This is a genomic window from Sphingopyxis sp. (assembly GCF_036261875.1).
In the GTDB taxonomy this organism is placed as follows: Bacteria; Pseudomonadota; Alphaproteobacteria; order Sphingomonadales; family Sphingomonadaceae; genus Sphingopyxis.
This window is the reverse complement of record NZ_DATAJZ010000035.1, coordinates 16,491-33,937: the sequence shown is the minus strand read 5'-3', so window position 1 is coordinate 33,937 and position 17,447 is coordinate 16,491. Positions and strand designations below refer to the sequence as shown.

Below are 17,447 nucleotides of genomic sequence, written 5' to 3'. Positions count from 1 at the left end.
GCATGGTTCAACCGGCAAGGACTTGTCAGCCTCGCTCATCATCACGCCGCGTTGAACATTACCGGAAACCGCCGTGGTACGTAGAACGTATGCCCGGTGGTGTGGGAGGGGGGTTCCGTGAGGAATCCCCCTACCCGATTTTGGGGGTGGTGGGTTGCCGGCGAACCATGACGTCGCTCCTGCTTTCGCGGGGGCCGATGGTTAGGGAACGCGCCCAAAGCCGACATCGATGCAGATATCGCGCAATCGTCCTCTTGACTGACGGCATCAGTCGCACATCCTGTGCAGATGCAGATGAAGCGAGCATCGATAACGCCCTTCAAGCGCGCCGTGCCGGCGGCGATCTTGCTCGCGCTCACCACATGCGGGGTAAGCGACGACCAACGGTCGCCGTCCGGCGGGAGCGTCGTCCCTAAGCCGGTGCGCAAGCCGCCGCCGGGCCAGCAGAATCTCGACGCGAGCAGCCTGGTGTCGTTCGCCGGCCCCGAATTCCAACGCTTCGTCCAGCGGGACATCATCAAGAACCCCGCCAATCTTCGGCGATCGCCAACATTCGGCCCCAATGAAGTGCAGTTTCTGACCGCAAGGCTCGACGGGACCGATCTGATCCTGCTTTACCCTTTCGGAGGCGGCTTCTGCGGCTCGGGCGGGTGCGGGCTTTATGTCATCGAACAGGCCGGAGATAATTTTCATATCGTCGGAAACACCTCTGTCGCAATGCTGCCGGTCAAGCAGCTCGTAACGGGAAGCCCTCGCTATCCCGACATCAGCGTTTTTTCACGCGGCTATGGCGAGCCAGGAACCCGGACCCGGCTGCGATATGAAAATGGTCGCTATCCGTCCAACGCCTCGATTCCGCCCGCGATCACGATCACCGACGACGACGCAATGCCCGTCGTGCTCGACTATCCCGAAGGCTGGTGACGCGCCGAGGCTGGCCAAGCCCCCTCGCCTTTCCTATGGCACCGGCGATGGCCGACACCCCCCTCCAGCGTCGTTTCGCCGCCGATGCGAGCCTGCTGCCGCACATGGCCGATCTGGCGAACGACCGCATCCTCGTCGCGCTGCTTAGCGAGGAGGATTATCGCGCGGCAAGCTTTCTCGACCAGCGGCTGCTGACCGAGCGGATCGGCCGCGAATGGGCGGCGTGGGACGCGCTTCCCGATCTCGGGGCGGCGGCGGCGCCTCCCGATTTCATCTTCCACATCGGGCATGTCGGCTCGACCCTCGCCTCGCGGCTTCTCGCCGAAGCGAGCGGCGTCCTGCCCCTGCGCGAGCCGATGCTGCTGCGGACGCTGGCGCAGGTCGCGGAGCGGATCGACAGGCCCGAATCCTTATGGTCGCCCGATCTCTATCGCCGGCGGCTGGCACAGGTGCGCGGCTGGCTCGGGCGCGGCTTCGTGCCCGGACAGCGCGCGATGGTGAAAGCATCGAGCGTGATCACCGCAATCGCCGACGAGCTGACCGGCACCGACGCGCGCGCGCTGTTTCTCCATACGTCGCTGCCCCGTTATCTGGAAACAATCCTGGCGGGCGAAGCCTCGCTGGCCGAGACGCTGGCCCAGGCGCCCGCGCGCATGGCGCGTCTCGCGGCGCGGCTCCCCGGCTTTCCACACGCCTTATGGCAATTGCCGCCCGTCACCCGCATCGCGATGAGCTGGCTTTGCGAGATGGAAAGCGCGCAGCGCACCCTGCCTGCCACCAACGCGCGTCACAAATGGGTCGATTTCGAGGCGATGCTCACCGACCCTGCCGCCGCGCTCGCCGCGCAATGCGCGCATTTCGGTCTCGCGGCGGATGCGGCGGCCATCGAGGCGGCGGTGAACGGCCCGATCATGCGCCAATATTCCAAAGCGCCCGAACATGGCTACAGCCCCGATCTGCGCCGCGAACTGCAGGCCGAGGCGGCGGCGAAGCATGGCGCGGCGATCGCCGAAGCCATCGAATGGGTTGAAGCGCTCGCCGGGCGCTATACACATCTCGCCGACCTGCCGATCCGCTAGGAAGACCCATGTTCAAGCTCGTTCCGCTTCTCGACGACCAAGGCATCCACGCGCTGCGCGAGATCGCGGCGGGGGGCAAGTTCGTCGACGGGCGGATCAGCAATCCGCATTCGACGATCAAGAACAACCTGCAGCTTCACGACGCCGGCGCTTATGAGCGCTCGTCGAAGATCCTCCTCGACGCGATGGTGCAGAATCCCGAGTTCATGGAATTCGCCTTTCCGGCGCGAATCGCGCCGCCGCTGCTGACACGCTACACGCCCGGTATGCATTACGGGCTGCACCCCGATGCCGCCTATATTCCGCTGTCCGACGGCCAATTGCGCACCGACGTCAGCTGCACCGTCTTCATCAACGACCCGGCGGACTATGACGGCGGCGCGCTGCATGTCCGCCTCGGCAATGCGGACCTTCGCTTCAAGGAAGCGCCCGGGGTGGCGATCGTCTATCCCTCGCACACGCTGCACGAGGTCGAGCCGGTGACGCGCGGCGAACGGCTCGTCGCGATCACCTTCATCCAGAGCCTGATCCCCGACGTCGAGCGGCGGAACCTGATCTACGAATTGAACGAGGTCGCGGCGCTGGAGGGCAACACGATGGCGCCCGAAAATTATACCCGGCTGCAAGCGGTGCAGTATCAACTGCTGCGGATGTGGCGGCGCTAGGACCGCGCGCGCTCAATAGCCCATCAGGCTCAGCACTTCCTTGCGGCTGCGTTCGTCGTCGAGGAAGCAGCCGAGCAGGCGGCTCGTCACCATGCCGACGCCCGGCGTACGGACGCCGCGGCCGGTCATGCAGCCGTGCTGCGCGTCGATCACCACCGCGACGCCCTGCGGGTGCAGATTGTCCCAGATGCATTTGGCGACCTCTGCGGTCAGCCGCTCCTGCACCTGCAGCCGCCGCGCGAAACCGTTAAGCACGCGCGCGAGCTTCGAGATGCCGACGACGCGGTCGCGGGGCAGATAGGCGATCGACGCCTTGCCGGTGATCGGCGCCATATGATGTTCGCAATGTGACTGGAACGGAATATCGCGCAACAGCACGATCTCGTCATAGCCGCCAACCTCCTCGAAGGTGCGCGACAGGTGGACCGCGGGATCGTCCTCATAGCCCTGGCAATATTCGAGCCACGCGCGCGCCACTCGCCGCGGCGTGTCGATCAACCCCTCGCGCGCGGGATCATCACCCGCCCATTCGATCAGCGTCCGGACCGCGTCGAGCACATGACCGGGCACGACCGGTTTGCCGTCCGGGCCCAGTTCCACTTTTGTCATCACCCCGTCCTTACTGTTGCATCGATGCCGCACATTTCGCCATGAAATGGGCGATGCGCAACCCCGCGAGACCAAGAAATTCCTGCGCCGGGCCAAGTTTACGTTGCGGAATCTGTGCTTTTCCAGCTTTGGGACTCGCTTGAATTTCCGCGCATTTTCGCGGCGAACAAGTGGCTTGACGCTTTCGTCAACTCGGCGCACCTTCATGGTCATTACAGAGTTCGCTCAAGCGAACCGTAATCCGGAGAGCCCGGCGTAGTCCCCAACGCCGGTGGGAGAGGACGATGACCAGCACAGCTGGCAAGCGGGATATGCCGAGGCACCAGACCGATCCGGTCCGGCACCCTTTGCCACGTCGGGTCACCATCCCTCCCCTTTAAGCACAATATGAGTTGGGCGGCCCGCGACGCGGGTTCGAAAAAGGGAGGATGTAAATGAAGTTCAAGGGACTGATGGGTTCGTCGATTCTGGCGATGGCGGTGGCGACACCAGCCTATGCGCAGGATAGCGGCGGCTCCACCACCGACGCCTTCGGCGGCGAGATCGTCGTCACCGCGCAGCGCCAATCCGAACGTCTGCAGGACGTGCCGATCGCGGTCAGCGCCTTCTCGAGCGAAGCGCTCGAAGCGCAGCAGATCAAGACGCCGTCCGACCTGCAGCTGACCCTGCCGAACGTCACCTTCACCAAGACCAACTTCACCGGCGCCAGCTTCACCATCCGCGGCATCGGCGACCTTTGCGTCGGCACGACCTGCGACAGCGCGACCGCGATCCATCTGAACGGCGATCCGCTGTTTTCGACCCGCCTGTTCGAAACCGAATTCTTCGACCTTGAACGCGTCGAAGTGCTGCGCGGCCCGCAGGGCACGCTGTTCGGCCGCAACGCGACCTCGGGCGTGGTCAACGTCATCACCGCGAAGCCGAAACTCGGCGCGTTCGAAGCCGCGGTCGAAGGCGAATATGGCAATTATGATTCGCTCAAGGGCAAGGCGATGGTCAACATCCCCCTTGGCGACACCGCGGCCTTCCGCATCGCGGGCATCTATCTGAACCGCGACGGCTATACGAAGAACACCTTCCTCAACACCCGCATCGACGATCGCGACCTTTATTCGGTCCGCGGATCGTTTCGCTGGGAGCCGACGCCGGACACGACGATCGACCTGATGGGCTCCTATTTCCACGAACGGGACCAGCGCACCCGCATCCAGAAGCAGCTTTGCCAGCGCGACCCGACCGGCATCCTCGGCTGTCTGAATTCGCGGCTCGACAATTCGCCGTTCAACGGCAATGCGACCTTCACCGCGGCGCTGACGTCGAAAGAATTCCTGGCCACACAGGGCATTCCGGCGATTTTCGCGCTGGGCAGTCTCTATGGCGAGGACATCTACGCCAATACGACGGTTCCCAGCGATTCACGCACGGTGAATACGGCCTATACGCCGAGCTATTTCACCAGCGAATTGATCCTGCAGGGCCAGATCGAACATAATTTCGGTCCCGTCTCGCTGCAGGTCTCGGGCCAGTATCAGAAGGTCAAGCTGGAAGCCCAGCAGGACTATAACAGCAATGTCGGCGATCGGTCGCTCTATGCGAGCGCTCTCGGCTATCTGCAACTCGGCGCCGACGGGAGTCTTGACGGTCTGATTCCGGGCATTTCCACCTATCTGGCACCCGTTGCGGCCGCGCTCATCCCCAATGGTCCCGACGGCCCGCTTTGCACATCGCTGTCGGACGACACCGGACTGGGGAGCTTCGGCGGCAACAGCATCTGCTCCAACGAATCCCTCCAGTTCGACCGGTCGAACCAGTATAACAGCAGCTGGTCGACCGAAGCGATCCTGACGAGCGACTTCGACGGACCGTTCAACTTCCTGGTCGGCGGCATCTACGCCAATTATCATCTGACCGAGAACAGCTATTATGTGAACGCTTTCTCGATCGATTATCTGGCGGGCCTGCTGGGCGCATTCAAATCCTATGGTGCCGGCCTGCCGCCGTCGTTCCTCGGCACGCCCTTCTATCGCAACAATACCGACGATCTGAAGATCAAATCCTATGGCCTGTTCGGCGAAGCCTATTTCGAGGCAAGCGACCGCCTGAAACTGACCCTTGGCATCCGATATAATAATGACCGCAAGACAGTGGCGGCACGGACGTCGCTCGCAAGCTTCCTCGTGCCCTTCGGCCAGACCGGATCGGCCTTCGATTCGCCGTTCGGCGCGGGCTATGACGCCGACCCGGCCACCAATCCGGTCATCGCGGGGGACGATACCCCCACCTGCGCCGAAGTGTCGCCGCTCGGGGCGGTCGGCTCGGTTCCGGGATGCGAGGCTTTCCAGGTCCGGTCGGTGAAATTCGGCAAGTGGACGGGCCGCGCCGTGGTCGATTTCAAGCTCACCGAAGACAATCTGCTCTATGCGTCCTATTCGCGCGGCTATAAGTCGGGCGGCATCAACCCGCCGCTGTCGCCGGTCTTTACGGTGCCGGAATCCTTCGCGCCCGAGCAGGTCGACGCCTTTGAAATCGGCTCGAAGAACACCTTTGCCAACGGCAAGCTGCAGCTGAACCTCACCGGCTTCTATTATAAGTACAAGGATTTGCAGCTCAGCAAGATCGTCGCCCGCACCGCGGTCAACGACAATGTCGATGCCGACATCTACGGCTTCGAGGTCGAAGGCATGGTCCGGCCCGACCCCGACTGGGTGATCAACCTTGGCTTCAGCTATTTGCACACCAAGGTGTCGAGCGACAAGTTCACCAGCAATCCGCGCGATTTCGGCGGCGGACGGTCGGACGCGGTGATCATCAAGGACATCACCAACGGCGCGAACTGCGCGGTTGCTTCGGCATCCGGCAGCACCGCTGGCGTCAACACCTTCGTGAACACGGTGAACACCGTCATCAACGCAGGTCTCGTCCCTGGTCTGAAAGCCGGCGCGGGCCTGCAAGGGACGACGGCCTTTCCGGCGGATGGCGGCATCGCTTCGACCGGCGCCTACGGGATTTGTGGCGTCCTCGAAGCGGCTGCGGCCGGCGCCTTCAAGGCCGGCGGCCTCGATCCGGCGGCGTTTGGCGGCATCGAATATTATTCGGCCGGCATTCCCGTCAACCTCAAGGGCAACAAGCTGCCGCAAGCACCGAACTACAAGTTCAGCGCTGGCGTCCAGTATACGGCGCATCTGGGTGACATGACCCTCGTCCCGCGCTTCGACCTTGCCTATACCGGCGACAGCTATGGCAGCATCTTCAACGGCAACGTCAACCGGATCAAGGGCTATGCTCAGGTCAACGCCCAGCTGCAGCTCAATGGCGCCGACGACAAATGGTTCGTCAAAGGGTTCATCCAGAACCTGTTCAATTCGAGCAGCGTCACCGGCGAGTACATCACCGACCAGTCGTCGGGTAACTACACCAACATCTTCACGCTCGAACCGCGCCGCTATGGCATCGCGGCCGGGATGAAGTTCTAACACCACCGGCGGCAGCGCCAAAAAAAGGCCCCGGTCTCTCCATCGAGAGGCCGGGGCTTTTTCTTGTCCGCTGGGACCGGGCGGGACGGCGAACCGCCCCGCCTCCGCATCAGAATTTGAAGCGGCCGGTCACGCCATAGGTGCGCGGCTGGCTGGGATAGCCCGACACGCTGCCAGACTGAGCGACGGCGTTGAACACCGTCGTCAGATATTGCGCGTTGGTGAGGTTGCGGCCCCACACGCCGAGTTCGAACCCGTTGGTCAGCGCCACGGTGAACGAGGCGTTGAGCTGGTTCACCTCGCGCTTCAGATTCTGCGCCACCGTCGCCGGAAGGCCGAGCAGGCCGTCGACGATCTGGGTCGGGCTTTCATACTGATAGTCGACGTGCATGATCGCCTTGGTCCCACCCGCGAATTCGTGGGTGTAGGTGCCGCCCATCGAAACCGACAGGTCGGGGATGCCCGCGGGCTTCAGGCCCGACAGGTCGCCGAAGGCCGACGCGACGAAGCTGTCGTATTTCGGATCGAGCCAGGTCACCGCAAGGTTCAGGTTCAGCCCCTGCACCGGCCGCACCGACCCGTCGAATTCGAGACCCCAGGTCGACTGCTTGCCCGCGTTGGCGAGCGCGAAGCCGGTGCCGGTGAAGACGTTCGACTGGAAGCCCTTGATCGACTGCTTGAACACCGCGAGGTTCAGCGACGCGACCGACCACTGCGCCTTGAGGCCCGCTTCATAGACGGTCGACTCTTCCGGCGCCGCGAAACGCGTACCTGCAACCAGATTCGGCAACCCGCGCCCGGCCGCGATAATCGCGGGCAGGTCGGCGGCCAGCGGACGGCTGTCGCGCGACAGGTTGACCGAACTCGCCTTGAAGCCGGTCGCATAGGTCGCATAGACGTTGAGCGTATCGGTCACCTTATAGGCAAGGCGCGCGCTGTAGCTGAAGTCGCCGTCGTTGGTCCTGCCGGGTTCGACCTCGTTCGGAACGTCGAGGAAGGGCGGCAGGAACTGGAACGCCTTCAGCGGATTGAGCGGGTTCGCTGCCGGGTTGTTCTGGTTGGCGTTCGCAATGGCCTGGAACTGCGCGAAGGTCGCCGCGGTTGCCGGGTTGGTCGCAAATGCAAGCACCGCGGCCGGATCGTTCGGATTGACGCCCGCCTGTTGCAGCGCGCCGCCGAGTATCAGCTGGTTGCGGAACGGCGCATAGGCCGGTGCGTCGAGGTCGATGCCCGAAAAGACATCGGTGCTCGTCACGTCGGTCGAGAAACGCTTCTTGTCCTTCGTATAGTTGCCGCCGAGCGTCAGTGTCAGGCGGTCGCTGATCTCGAAATCGAGCGTGCCGAAGATCGACCAGGCGGTGTTCTTCATCCGGTAATATTCGTCCATGCCGTCGCCGGCGCGGAAAAAGGACCCGCTCGGCGCGCCCAGCGCCGCTTCGAGCACCGGAACGCTGAGTGCACCGCCGCTAGCCGCCTGGATCAGGGCATTGCCATAGGCGCGGAAATCGTCGCCGAAAGCGATCTGGCTGTGCTGCTTGATCTTCTCGTTGAAATAATAGCCGCCGACCAGGAAGTTGATCGGGCCGTCGAAATCCGACGCAAGGCGCAGCTCCTGGGTGAAGGTGTTGATCGCGGTATCGTCGGACTTGCGGCCGATCAGGTCGGCGCTGGTGAAGTCCGAATCCTGATTGGTGTCGGCGCGAACCTGACGATAGGCGGTGATCGAGGTCAGCGCCATATTGCCGAGATCATAGTCGATCTGGCCCGAGCCACCGTAATTCTTGATCACGTTCGACGACAGGAAATTGTTGTAAACGCGGTAGGAGAAGGGATTTTCCGCATCGACGCTGGTGCCGCCCGCCAGGAAGTCGGTGATCGGCACGGTCGGGCCGGCGATGACATTGCCGGCGATGCAGCAATTCTCGTCGATCTTGTCATAGTCGCCGATCAGGCGGATCGACAGCGCGTCGGTCGGCTCGAACAGCAACTGGCCGCGCACGCCCCAGCGGTTGCGGTCGTTGACGTCGGTGTCGAGGTTCAGGTCGCGGGCATAGCCGTCGCGGCGGTTGAAATTGGCGCCGAGCGAGAAAGCGATGGTGTCGCTGATCGGGCCGGTGATGTCGCCCTTGAGGACGATGGCGTCATAATTGCCGTAGCTCGCCTCGACCGAGCCGCCGAACGTATATTGCGGCTTTTGCGTGACGATGCTGATGACGCCCGCCGAGGCATTCTTGCCGAACAGCGTCGACTGCGGACCGCGCAGCACTTCGATGCGCTCGACATTGGGCAGGTCGCCGATCTGGGCGGCCGAGCGCGAGCGATAGACGCCGTCGATGAACACGCCGACCGACGGCTCAATACCGGGGTTGTTGGCGCCGTTGCCGAAGCCGCGGATGATGAAGTTGGTGTTCGCACTCGACTGAAGCTGCGAGACGCGGAGGCTCGGCACCGCCGATTGCAGATCGATGAGGTCGCGGATCTGCGCGTTCTGAATGTCGGCGGCCGAGGTCACCGAAACCGCGATCGGCGTGTCCTGCAACGTCTGCGAGCGCTTCGACGCGGTGACGATGATGTCGTTGCCATAGTCGGTAACGTCCGACGTCGCGGTCGCAGCCGTATCGTCAGCGGGGGCGGGGCCCTCCTGGGCATAGGCGAAAGCGGGGGTGGCGGCGCACAGCATGGTGGCGCCCAACAAAATGTTGCGCAAAGTCATGGTGTCTCTCTCCAGACCACCGGAGCGCGGCCCGTCGGGGCCTGTGGAGGGGGAGATGCTCCGGCGGTGACCGTGGCTGTAAGGCTCCGCCGCGCCGCGTCAACGCGCAGGGCTGGAACAGGCCCATTTTGCGGGCATTCGTGACTTAAAAGCAACAGTTTACGCTACGGCGAGGCGCGCCGGATCCATCGGCGCGCGGGTTCGGCGGCGCGGCGGCGGCAACGCATGACAGACCCGCCGCAGAAGGCCATGCATCCCAAATGCGTTCGGCGCGTTGATAGGGCATGGCGACCGTCCCCGAAGCCACGCCGCAGGAGCGGCTGTTGCGCTACAACAATGGCGCGGTGCTGTTGCACTGGCTGACGGCGCTGATCGTGGTCGCGCAGGTCATCGTCGGTTTCACCTTTGCCGGTATGGAACGCGGCCCCGCGCGCGGCGATCTTTTCACCGTCCACAAGACGATCGGCGCGACGATCCTGGTCCTCGCGCTCATGCGGCTCGGCTGGCGCCTTGTTCACCCCCCGCCGCCCTTCCCGACCGAATTGCCGCGCTGGGAACGCATCGCGAGCGTCTGGACGCATCGGGCTTTCTATGTCCTGCTCATTCTGCTTCCGCTGACCGGGCTGATGGCTGTGTCGGGAGGCGCGAGCGCCGAGGGCAAGACCAGCACCGCTCTGCTCGGCGGCATTCCCTTGCCGCTGATCCCCGGCGTGTCGGACGATGCCGGGGAAGCGATTGGCGGCATCCACGAATTGCTTGTGTTCGTGACGCTGGCGCTGCTCGTGCTGCACGTCGCGGCGGCACTCAAGCATCAGATCGAACGCCAGCGCGCCGCCGGGCGGATGCCGCCTTTCCGCGCCCCCGGTGAAGATCCACACCCCTCTCCCTGATTTTCTTCGACCCTTTCCTTACTCGATACGGAAGGCCATGCGATGAATCGGTTCCGTCAGTATTTCCCCGCCCCGCTTACAGCGCTGGTCGCGGGCCTGATTGTCGCGGCGATCGGGCTTGTCCTACTCATCGGCGGCCTCTGGCTCGCGGCGCTCGGCGGGTCGGCCTATTATCTGGTGACCGGCGTGGCAATGATTGTATCGGGCCTGCTGCTCATGCGCGGGCGGCGGCTTGGCGGCTGGCTCTATGCCGCTATCGTCTTCTTCACCTTGATCTGGGCCTTGTGGGAAGTCGGGGGCAATGGCTGGGCGCTCGTCCCGCGCGTCGTCGCGCCGGTCGTGCTGCTGGTGCTGGTCATCTTCGCGATGGCGTCGCTTTCGGGGCGGCCGCGCCGCTGGCGGCTGGCGCTGGCGAGCAGCGCAGTCGTCGTCCTGCTGTTCGCGGCGGGCGGCGCAATGCTCGGCTGGCTCAACCATGCCGGCCCCGAACGGTCCCTCCCCGGTCCGCGCTGGGCCATGGCCGATCCCGCGCTGATGCAGAGCGGCGCCGACTGGCCGGCCTATGGCGGCAGCTATAGCGCCCGGCGCTATTCGCCGCTGGCCCAGATCACGCCGGCAAACGTCGGCAAGCTCAAACGCGCCTGGATGATCCACACCGGCGACCTGCCGTCGTCGAAGCAGGTGCGCGGCACCTATGGCGCCGAAAACACGCCGCTGAAGGTCGGCGACAGCCTCTATGTCTGCACGCCGAAGAATATCGTCCTGTCGCTCGATCCCGTCACCGGAAAGCAGCGCTGGCGGTTCGATCCCAGGATTTCGGACGACGCCATCCCCTATACTGCCGCCTGCCGCGGGGTGAGCTATTATGCCGTGCCCGGTGCGGCCGCCGATCAGGCGTGCGCGCGGCGCATCATCTTCGGCACGCTCGACGCGCGCCTCTTCGCGCTCGACGCCGCGACCGGGCGCCCGTGCCAGGATTTCGGCGCCAATGGACAGGTCGATACCAAGATCGGCATGGGCAGCACCCCGCCGGGCTATGTCTCGATCAACTCGCCGCCGACGATCGTGCGCGGGGTCGTCGTCACCGGGCATCAGGTGCTCGACGGGCAGGACCGCTGGGCGCCGTCGGGGGTGATCCGCGGCTTCGATGCCGTCACCGGCAAGCTCAAATGGGCCTGGGACATGATGCACCCCGACTGGACCGGCTATCCCCCGCCCGGACAGACATGGGCGCGCGGCACGCCGAACATGTGGACGATCGCCTCGGGCGACGAGCAGATCGGCCTCGTCTACCTGCCAATGGGCAATGCCGCAGCCGACTATTATTCGAGCCTCCGCCGCCCGGCCGAGAACGACTATGCGACCTCGCTCGTCGCGCTCGATGTGACGACGGGCAAGCCGCGCTGGCGCTTTCAGGCGGTGAAGAAGGACGTCTGGGATTACGACTTCGGCGCGCAGGCGACGCTGATCGACTATCCGGGCGCGGACGGAGCAACCCCCGCGCTGGTGCTGCCGTCGAAGCAGGGCGATATCTATATCCTCGACCGCCGCACCGGCCAGCCGCTGACCCCGGTCGGCACGATCAAGGCGCCGGGCGGCGGGGTCGAGCCCGCCGAGCGGTCGCCGACGCAGATCGTGTCGCTGTGGCACACGCTGCGCAAGCCCGCCCTCACCGAGCGCGACATGTGGGGCATGTCGCCGATCGACCAGATGATCTGCCGCATCCAGTTCCGCAAGGCAAGCTACAAGGGCTTCTTCACCCCGCCGACCAGCGACGGTCGCTCGATCGAATATCCGGGCTATAACGGCGGCACCGACTGGGGCGGCGTCGCGGTCGATCCGGTACGCGGCGTGATCGTCGCCAATTACAACGACATGCCCAATTATGTCCGCCTCGTCCCCCGCGCCGAAGCGAACAAGAAAGGCTGGGCGCCGCGCGATCAGGCGCGCGGCAACATCGGCGGTGCCGAGGGCGCGGGCGACCCGCAGGCGCACACCCCCTATGCGATCGACGTCAACGCGGGATGGCGCCTGCCCTTCACGGGGATGCTGTGCAAACAACCGCCCTATGGCGGCATCCGCGCGATCGACATCGCGACGGGCAAGACGATCTGGGACCGCCCGCTCGGCACCGCGCGGACCAACGGGCCGTTCGGCATCCCTTCGATGCTGCCGATCACCATCGGGACGCCGAACAACGGCGGGTCGGTAGTCACGGCGGGCGGGCTGATCTTCATCGCCGCGGCGACCGACAATCTGATCCGCGCGATCGACCTTCGCACCGGCAAGACGGTCTGGTCCGATGTGCTGCCCGCAGGCGGACAGGCGACGCCGATGACCTATGAGGCGAACGGCAAACAATATGTCGTCCTCTATGCCGGCGGCCATCATTTCATGGAGACGCCGATCGGCGACGAGGTCGTCGCCTACGCGCTGCCGTGACGCGCCTTATCCCTTCAGCAGTTCCAGCGTGCGCTCGCGCATCGCGAATTTCTGCACCTTTCCGGTCACCGTCATCGGAAAACCATCGACGAAAAGGATATGGCGCGGAATCTTGAAATGCGCGATCCGGCCCCGGCAATAGGCGCGCACGGCATCCTCGTTCATTGCCGCGCCTTCGCGCAACAGGATCCAGACGCACAATTCTTCGCCATATTTCCGGTCGGGAATGCCGACACCCTGAACGTCGAGAATATCGGGATGAGTGAGAAGATATTCCTCGACCTCGCGCGGATAGATATTTTCACCGCCGCGGATCACCATGTCCTTGATGCGCCCGACGATCCGGCAATAGCCCGCCTCGTCGATGGTCGCGAGGTCGCCGGTGTGCATCCAGCCCTCGGCGTCGATTGCTTCGGCGGTTCGCTCGGCGTCGTCCCAATAGCCGAGCATCACCGAATAGCCGCGCGTGCAAAGCTCGCCGGTCTCGCCGCGCGCGACGATGTTGCCGCCGAGGTCGATCAGCTTGACCTCCAGATGTGGCTGGACGCGCCCGACCGTCGATACGCGAAGGTCGAGCGGATCGCCCGGATCGCTCTGGAAGCTGACCGGGCTGGTTTCGGTCATGCCATAGGCGATGGTGACCTCTTCCATATGCATCCGGTCGATCACCTCGCGCATCACCGCCATCGGGCACGGCGACCCCGCCATGATCCCGGTGCGCAGCGACGACAGGTCGAACCGGTCGAAATCGGGATGGTTCAGCGCCGCGATGAACATCGTCGGCACGCCGTAGAGCGCGGTGCAGCGCTCGGCCTCGACGGTTTCGAGCACCGCCTGCGGATCGAAGGCCTCGACCGGATAGACGATCGTCGCGCCGTGGACGACGCAGGCGAGGTTGCCCATCACCATCCCGAAACAATGATAGAGCGGCACCGGGATGCACAGCCGGTCGCCGGCGGACAGCCCGATCCGCGCGCCGACGAAGGCCCCGTTGTTGAGGATATTGCGGTGCGATAGCGTCGCGCCCTTCGGGAAACCGGTGGTGCCGCTGGTGAACTGGATGTTGACCGGCCCGTCGGGATCGATCGCAATATCGGCGAGCGCACCGGTGGCGTCGCTGGCGAGCGCCGCGAACGGCAGGCAACCGGCGTGAGGCGCGTCGCCGAGCACCACGACGAGCCGCAGGTCGGGAAGGCGCGCGGCGCTCAGTTGACCCGGCGCCGCCGTCGCCAGTTCGGGCGCGAGTTCGCCGAGCATCTCCACATAATCGCTGCTCTTGTGCGACGGCGCGAAGATCAACGCGGCGCAGCCGACCTTGTTCAGCGCATAGTCGAGTTCGGCGACGCGATAGGCGGGGTTGATGTTGACGAGGATCAGCCCCGCCTTCGCGGTCGCGAACTGGACGATCGCCCATTCGGCGCAATTAGGCGCCCATATGCCGACGCGGTCGCCCGGCTTCAGCCCGCGTTCGAGCAGCCCCGCCGCGACCGCATCGACCCGTGCCTTGAGTTCGCGCCACGTCCAGCGCACGCCCTGGTGCCGAACGACCAGCGCCTCGCCCTCGGGATCGCGAAGCACGGCCCGGTCGAAACAATCTCCGATCGTCCTATCGATGAGCGGCGGAGTGTTCTCGCCGCGAACGAAGCTGTCGGTCATGCGTCCGCTTTCCCGAACTCTGCATCGCGCAATTCCTTGCGCCGAATCTTGCCGCTGACCGTCTTGGGCAGGCTGTTCACGAATTCGATGCGGCGCGGATATTTATAGGGCGCCGTCGTCCGCTTCACATGATCCTGCAACGCCGTGACGAGCGCGTCGGACGGGCGGTGGCCCGCCGCGAGGACGACGAAGGCCTTCACCACCTCGCCGCGCGTCGGGTCGGGGCTGGCGACGACGGCGCTTTCGGCGACCGCCTCATGCTCGAACAGCACGCTCTCGACCTCGAACGGCCCGATGCGATAGCCCGAAGAGAGGATGACGTCGTCGGCGCGGCCGACGAACCAGAAATAACCGTCGGCATCGACCGTCGCGCGGTCGCCGGTCAGATACCAGCCGTCCCTGAACACGCTCGCGGTGCGATCCGCGTCGCCGCGATAGCCGAGGAACAGGCCCGGCGGGCGGCATTCGCCGACACGCAGCGCGATGTCGCCTTCCTCGCCCGGCGGCAGGATGTCGCCGTCGTGGCCGATCACCGCCAGATCGATCCCCGGCGTCGGGCGCCCCATCGCCCCCTGCCGCGCCGCGCCGGCGCGGTTGCAGCAAAGCAGCACGGTTTCGGTCTGGCCGTAGCCGTCATGGATATCGAGCCCGGTCGCCTTCTTCCACAGGTCGATGACCTCGGGATTCAGCGGCTCGCCGGCGCTGACGCAGTGGCGGAGATGCGGGAAGGACCGCCCGTCCAGATCGGCGCGCACGAACATGCGATAGGCGGTCGGCGGCGCGCACAATGTCGTCACCGGATGCGTTTCGAGCAGATCCATCGCGGCGACGGGGTCGAAGCCCGGCGCATGGTGGACGAAGATCGCCGCGCCCATCAGCCACGGCGCGAACAGGCTGCTCCACGCCGCCTTCGCCCAGCCGGTGTCGGACATGTTCCAGTGGAGGTCACCCGGGCCAAGGTCGAGCCAGAAGCGGCCGGTGATCTCGTGCGCCAGCGGATAGCCCGCGCCGTGGATCGTCATCTTGGGCTGGCCGGTGGTGCCGCTGGTGAAATAGCAGAGCGTCGGATCGTCGAACGCCGTGTCGGCGATCTCGGCCAGCGGTTCGGCGGCCGCCTTGGCCGCGCTGTAATCGATCCATCCGGCGCGAGCGCCGCCGATGTGGATCAGCGGAATCGCGGCATCGACGGGGGTTTCGTCGACGCGCGGCGCGACATCGACCCCGGAGACGATGCAGCGCGCTTCGGCGGCTTCGCAGCGATAGGCGATGTCCTTGGGCGTGAGCTGGACGGTGCCGGGCGAAGCGATCGCGCCGAGCCGCAAACAGGCGAGCATCAGCTCCCACCATTCGATCTCGCGCGACATCAGGATCAGCACCGTGTCGCCGCGCCCGACGCCCGCGGCGCTGAGCACCGCCGCGGCGCGCGCCGCATGGTCGGACAGTTCGGCGAAGCTGCGATCGACGACGGTGCCCGCGCCGTCGGTCCACAGCATCGCGCGATCGCCGGGTCTTTCACTCGCCAGCCGGTCGATCGCGTCGCGCGCGAAATTATAGCGCGGCGGCGGATTCCAGTCGAACGCCTCGCTCATCCGCCGCGCGCCACGTTGATCACCGACAATTGCGTATATTCGGCAAGCCCCTCCTCCGCCTGTTCGACCCCGAGGCCGGAGGATTTGACCCCCGCCATCGGGATATGCGGGCCGATGGCGACATGCTGGTTCACCCACACCGATCCGCTTTCGATCCGCTCCGCGACCGCCAGCGCGCGATCGACGTCGCGCGACCACACCGACGCGCCGAGGCCATAGGGGGATGCATTGGCGCGCGCGACAACGTCGTCGACGTCCGAAAAGCGGATCACCGGCAGGATCGGACCGAACTGTTCCTCGTCGACGATCTGGTCACCGTCGGTGACATCGCGGACGATCGTCGGGCGCAGGAAATAACCGGCGCGGTCCATCACCTCGCCGCCCGCGACAATGGTGCCGTCGGCGCGGGCGCGGTCGAGGAACGCCTTCACCTTTTCATATTGCGCCTTGTTCTGGATCGGGCCGATCTGCGCGCCCTGCGCCAGCCCGTCGTCGACCACCGCCGCCTCGGCCAGCCGCGCCAGTTCGTCGCACATCGCATCATAGATGCTGTCGTGGACATAGGCGCGCTTGATCGCGAGGCAGACCTGCCCGCAATTGAGGAAGGCGGCGTTGAAGATGCCCTGCGCGGTGGCGCGGACGTCGACGTCGCCCAGCACGATCCCCGGATCGTTGCCGCCGAGTTCGAGGGTCAGCCGCTTGAGCCCGTCGGCGGCGCTCGCCATGATCTTCTTGCCCGTCGCGGTCGATCCGGTGAAGCCGACCTTGGCGATGCGCGGATCGGCGGTCAGGTATCCGCCGAGATCATTGGCATCGACGATGATGTTGACCACCCCCGGCGGGAAGATTGTCTGGCACAATTCGCCCAGCATCAGCGCGGTGACCGGGGTGGTCGGCGCGGGCTTGAGCACGATCGTATTGCCCGCAATCACCGCCGGTCCGATCTTCCAGCAGGCGACGAGCAGCGGGAAGTTCCAGGCGATGATCCCCGCGACGACGCCCAGCGGCTTGCGGCGGACCTGGATCAGCCCGCTCGCATCGTCCCGGATCGTCCGTTCGGCGATTTCGAGCGTCGCATAATGGCGCAGATAGCCGTCGGTCCAGGCGAGCTCCCCCTGCGCCTCCGCGAGCGGCTTGCCCTGTTCCTGCGTCAGCGCCCGGGCGAACTTGTCGGCGTTGGCGGCGATCGCATCGGCCAGTTCGGCGACCTTCGCCTGCCGCTCGGCCATCGGCACCTCGGCCCAGGCGGGAAAGGCCGTGGCCGCCGCCTCGATCGCCTCGTCGGCCTGCCGCTCGGAGGCGCGCGCGACGGTCGCGAACACCTCCTCGGTCGCGGGGTTGATGACGTCCATCTGGTGATCGCCGTCGACCAGCCGGCCGCCGATCAGCATCTTATAGTCAGACATG

11 protein-coding genes are annotated in these 17,447 nt (G+C 65.2%); 6 read left to right on the top strand and 5 right to left on the bottom strand.

What is annotated here, in order from left to right; translation table 11 throughout:
* Positions 1-282: 282 nt before the first annotated feature.
* From VHO04_RS15840 to VHO04_RS15830, 3 genes are read left to right on the top strand one after another with little or no spacing between them, the layout of a single operon-like run.
* Positions 283-924, top strand: a complete 642-nt coding sequence (locus tag VHO04_RS15840) for a hypothetical protein (protein WP_329629202.1) — start codon at positions 283-285, stop codon at positions 922-924.
* A gap of 47 nt (positions 925-971) precedes the next feature.
* Complete coding sequence (locus VHO04_RS15835) at positions 972-2,003, top strand: hypothetical protein (RefSeq protein ID WP_329629201.1); 1,032 nt, start codon at positions 972-974, stop codon at positions 2,001-2,003.
* Positions 2,004-2,011: 8 nt separating this feature from the next.
* Positions 2,012-2,668: a Fe2+-dependent dioxygenase gene (locus tag VHO04_RS15830; protein WP_329629200.1), complete on the top strand. Its 657-nt coding sequence runs from the start codon at positions 2,012-2,014 to the stop codon at positions 2,666-2,668.
* A gap of 12 nt (positions 2,669-2,680) precedes the next feature.
* Here VHO04_RS15830 and folE read toward each other — a convergent pair whose 3' ends face one another.
* Positions 2,681-3,277 (bottom strand): GTP cyclohydrolase I FolE, encoded by a 597-nt coding sequence (gene folE / locus VHO04_RS15825; protein WP_257544217.1) that lies wholly within the window; start codon positions 3,275-3,277, stop codon positions 2,681-2,683.
* 434 nt (positions 3,278-3,711) lie between these two features.
* Here folE and VHO04_RS15820 point away from each other — a divergent pair, with 434 nt between their 5' ends.
* A complete protein-coding gene (locus VHO04_RS15820) occupies positions 3,712-6,750 on the top strand; it encodes a TonB-dependent receptor (RefSeq protein WP_329629199.1) in 3,039 nt (1,012 codons plus the stop codon).
* A 109-nt stretch (positions 6,751-6,859) separates the two neighbouring features.
* Here the strand turns inward: VHO04_RS15820 and VHO04_RS15815 are convergent, their stop codons facing one another.
* Complete coding sequence (locus VHO04_RS15815; RefSeq protein ID WP_329629198.1) at positions 6,860-9,463, bottom strand: TonB-dependent receptor; 2,604 nt, start codon at positions 9,461-9,463, stop codon at positions 6,860-6,862.
* A 284-nt stretch (positions 9,464-9,747) separates the two neighbouring features.
* On the opposite strand from VHO04_RS15815, the gene VHO04_RS15810 reads away from it, so the two are divergent.
* Both VHO04_RS15810 and VHO04_RS15805 read left to right on the top strand, forming a co-directional pair.
* The gene (locus VHO04_RS15810) at positions 9,748-10,353 is read left to right on the top strand and encodes a cytochrome b (RefSeq protein ID WP_329629197.1); all 606 of its coding nucleotides are present in this window, start codon (positions 9,748-9,750) and stop codon (positions 10,351-10,353) included.
* A 42-nt stretch (positions 10,354-10,395) separates the two neighbouring features.
* Complete coding sequence (locus VHO04_RS15805; RefSeq protein ID WP_329629196.1) at positions 10,396-12,795, top strand: membrane-bound PQQ-dependent dehydrogenase, glucose/quinate/shikimate family; 2,400 nt, start codon at positions 10,396-10,398, stop codon at positions 12,793-12,795.
* A gap of 6 nt (positions 12,796-12,801) precedes the next feature.
* Here VHO04_RS15805 and VHO04_RS15800 read toward each other — a convergent pair whose 3' ends face one another.
* Genes VHO04_RS15800 through VHO04_RS15790 form a run of 3 tightly spaced genes read right to left on the bottom strand, consistent with a single transcriptional unit; the run spans position 12,802 to position 17,446 of the window.
* Positions 12,802-14,451 carry an AMP-binding protein gene (locus tag VHO04_RS15800; RefSeq protein WP_329629195.1) on the bottom strand — a complete coding sequence of 550 codons (1,650 nt, stop codon included), beginning with the start codon at positions 14,449-14,451 and terminating at the stop codon, positions 12,802-12,804.
* Positions 14,448-16,040: an AMP-binding protein gene (locus tag VHO04_RS15795; protein ID WP_329629194.1), complete on the bottom strand. Its 1,593-nt coding sequence runs from the start codon at positions 16,038-16,040 to the stop codon at positions 14,448-14,450. The genes VHO04_RS15800 and VHO04_RS15795 overlap by 4 nt, the downstream gene beginning before the upstream one ends.
* Positions 16,037-17,446, bottom strand: a complete 1,410-nt coding sequence (locus tag VHO04_RS15790; RefSeq protein WP_329629193.1) for an aldehyde dehydrogenase family protein — start codon at positions 17,444-17,446, stop codon at positions 16,037-16,039. The genes VHO04_RS15795 and VHO04_RS15790 overlap by 4 nt, the downstream gene beginning before the upstream one ends.
* Position 17,447 lies beyond the last annotated feature (1 nt).

Coding starts and splice junctions, on each gene's coding strand:
- folE (WP_257544217.1), bottom strand. CDS start 3,277: ATGACAAAAGTGGAACTGGGCCCGGACGGCAAACCGGTCGTGCCCGGT.
- VHO04_RS15835 (WP_329629201.1), top strand. CDS start 972: ATGGCCGACACCCCCCTCCAGCGTCGTTTCGCCGCCGATGCGAGCCTG.
- VHO04_RS15830 (WP_329629200.1), top strand. CDS start 2,012: ATGTTCAAGCTCGTTCCGCTTCTCGACGACCAAGGCATCCACGCGCTG.
- VHO04_RS15795 (WP_329629194.1), bottom strand. CDS start 16,040: ATGAGCGAGGCGTTCGACTGGAATCCGCCGCCGCGCTATAATTTCGCG.
- VHO04_RS15805 (WP_329629196.1), top strand. CDS start 10,396: ATGAATCGGTTCCGTCAGTATTTCCCCGCCCCGCTTACAGCGCTGGTC.
- VHO04_RS15800 (WP_329629195.1), bottom strand. CDS start 14,451: ATGACCGACAGCTTCGTTCGCGGCGAGAACACTCCGCCGCTCATCGAT.
- VHO04_RS15810 (WP_329629197.1), top strand. CDS start 9,748: ATGGCGACCGTCCCCGAAGCCACGCCGCAGGAGCGGCTGTTGCGCTAC.
- VHO04_RS15820 (WP_329629199.1), top strand. CDS start 3,712: ATGAAGTTCAAGGGACTGATGGGTTCGTCGATTCTGGCGATGGCGGTG.
- VHO04_RS15790 (WP_329629193.1), bottom strand. CDS start 17,446: ATGTCTGACTATAAGATGCTGATCGGCGGCCGGCTGGTCGACGGCGAT.
- VHO04_RS15815 (WP_329629198.1), bottom strand. CDS start 9,463: ATGACTTTGCGCAACATTTTGTTGGGCGCCACCATGCTGTGCGCCGCC.